The sequence below is a fragment of the Nostoc cf. edaphicum LEGE 07299 genome (assembly GCF_015207245.1).
In the GTDB taxonomy this organism is placed as follows: Bacteria; Cyanobacteriota; Cyanobacteriia; order Cyanobacteriales; family Nostocaceae; genus Nostoc; species Nostoc edaphicum_B.
Genome location: NZ_JADEXF010000923.1, coordinates 1 through 2,758, shown reverse-complemented (window position 1 = coordinate 2,758; position 2,758 = coordinate 1). Strand labels below are relative to the sequence as shown.

1 protein-coding gene is annotated in these 2,758 nt (G+C 39.8%); it reads right to left on the bottom strand.

The genetic code is table 11. From position 1 onward, the window contains the following. On the bottom strand, positions 1-2,348 hold a 2,348-nt coding region (locus IQ229_RS22630), incomplete at its 3' end, for a histidine kinase dimerization/phospho-acceptor domain-containing protein (RefSeq protein ID WP_194047605.1). Positions 2,349-2,758: the final 410 nt, after the last annotated feature.

Below are 2,758 nucleotides of genomic sequence, written 5' to 3'. Positions count from 1 at the left end.
GCTCCCAATCTCACCCGTAGCGTCACTCTCCCTTTATCGGTAAATTTGATAGCATTACCCAAGAGGTTGAGCAATACTTGACACAATTTATTTTCGTCCGTTTCTATGTATTTAGGAATATCTGGCGCATATTCAAACACTAATTCTAAATTTTTAGATGCAGCACGCAAGTGCAACATCTCCTCTAAGTTCTTCAACAAATGAATTAAGTCAAAGCTGTTGCAATTTAAGGTGATTTTGCCAGCTTCGATTTTAGACATTTCGAGAATGTCGTTAATTAATTTCAGTAGATGTTCGCCAGCACGATTAATTATTGCCAAGTTTTCTTGATGTTCGCTAGATAGCGAATAATCTCGACTCATGACTTGGGTGAAACCAAGAATGGCATTGAGTGGGGTACGCAGTTCGTGGCTCATGTTAGCCAGGAATTCACTTTTGGCGAGGTTGGCGGCAGTACTTCGCGCCGCTTCTCGAACGGCTGCTTGTTGTTCTTGCGCAGCGATTTTTTGCGATTGAATCAGTTCTTCTTGGGTAGTTTGCAGTTGCTCGATAACTTGCTGGAACTCTTCAGTACGTTTTTTTACTTGAGCTTCTAAGGTGCGATTGTATTCTGCTAATAACTTTTCTGTTTGTTTGCGTTGAGTAATATCAAAAAATGTGGCGATCGCAAAAGCCACATTCCCCGATTCATCATAAATTGGCTTTCCTAAAACCTCAATGCGAGTAGTATTGCCACAACGGCGAATTTCCATATCATCAACCCTGATGCTTTCCCCAAGCAATGCTCTCAAAATCGGCAAGCGATCGCTGGGGTAAAGTCGATCTGTCCCGGCAAGGTAAGCTTGATATATCTCTGACAATTCTTCGATTTTAACTTCTGCGATCGCTCCTTGACCGAGAATTTGCTGCCCAATCTGATTTGTATAATGAGGTTCACCTTCAGCATCGATAATAAATACACCTACTGGTATGGCTTCTAAAAATTGAGTTAGCTGACTCTGATTATGAAATAACGCCTCATTTAAAACTTGCATCTCGGCATTCTTTGCTTCTAAAGCACTAAAGGATGCTTGGAGTTGCTTTGCCATAGTTTCAAATGATTTGGCTAGTTCCCCCAGTTCATCGGAACGCTGAATATCTGGTGTTTCCTCCCATTCACCTTGAGCAATTTTCTTCGCCGATCTGTTTAATTGTAAAATTGGCTTAATTACCCAACGAGCAGTCAAAATTCCAATTCTTGTAGCCACTAAAAAAGCAATTATGCACAGCAAAATCGTGATGCGGGTGTTGGCATTAATTTGCTCCATAAATTCGCCTTCGGCAATCACCGCCACAATTAGCCAATCTAAACCCAGTTCGTCCTTCCAGCTTTTTACCTGTACAAAATAACGCATTTCATCGGCGGTAAAACTTAGCTGTTGCTTCCCCACAACCAACTTAAGATTGCCAAAGCGTTCGATCAAAGACTGTGTAGTGAGTTTAATTAGAGGATTTTGACTATCTAATGCTGATAGACGTTTTCCTTTACCATTAACGATCGTATATGGTGGCTCGCTAGTAGAAGAAGCTACTATTAACCCAGAACGCTCTAAAATAAAAGTTTTACCCGACTCTGTTACCTTTAACTTAGCTAAAAACTTGCCGATTTGTGATAAAAGCAAATCAACACTAATCACCCCAACGAATTTGCGATTTTTATCGTAAACAGGATAGCTGGAAGATATGGATAAAACTTCTGGTTTATCTTCCCATTGATAAATTTGACTCCAAACTCGTTTGCCTCTCTTGACTGGATCTGTATACCAAGCTTCTACACGAGGATCGTAATCTTTGACTTCCTGTAAATGGCGGCGATTTCCTTGCTTGTCTGTAGGATAAACATAGAGTTTGCCTATACCATGCTTGGCGCTAACTTCATTAATTAAGAGCTGGCCATTATCTAGACGTTCAACACCGATAAATTCACCTTTGGGATTGGCAAAGCTGTTGTAGCCAACATTGAAAACCTGCATTTGTTTCCAAAAGTAATTGCCGGCGGTTTGAAAGTCCGAAAGGTTGAGCAAACCTAGCTCAATTGCATCTAAGTTGATTTGATTAATTTGCTTCGGAGTTGTTAAATAGCTATCAAGATGCTGTTCAATGCGATCGCAGATTTCATTTTCTAATTGAGTAGCAAGCTCCCTTACCGCTTTTTGGCCGTTTTGATACGAAAGATAGCCCACAAGTCCTACCGCACCACAAATTTGCAAGATAAAGGGCACAATCAGAACATATCTCAGGGGCATCTTGGCATAAACTTTGCCAACTAAGCGATTAAATGATTTGACGGGCTGAAGTTTGGATAACATTGTAGTTTTATTCTTCCCCAGCATCTACTAGGTGCATTTTGCCGTGCTAGCTACATTTTATATAAGTATAATTACGGCAGACATCCCTCTTCATGAAAATTTTATATTTTTAGTATAAAATAGTACGAAATACTTATAATTGTTTGACTGGCTGACTTCCTCCAACGCCTAATTTTCAAACTTTGTACAGAAGTAGTCCACTATATAAATTGTCAACGTGGGTACGCGATCGCACCTGAATTTGCTCAGTTTTATCTGGCTATATTTCCACAAATTTTCTCAGATGAACTGAAATTTAACCAATAAGCTCCAGTATGCCATTCTAAAATTCAGGTTGCCATTAGCACCCAATCTTAAATTTAATTTTTAATTGCTGATGTGTTGATTTTTTGGTCTGGAAACCCCTGGAC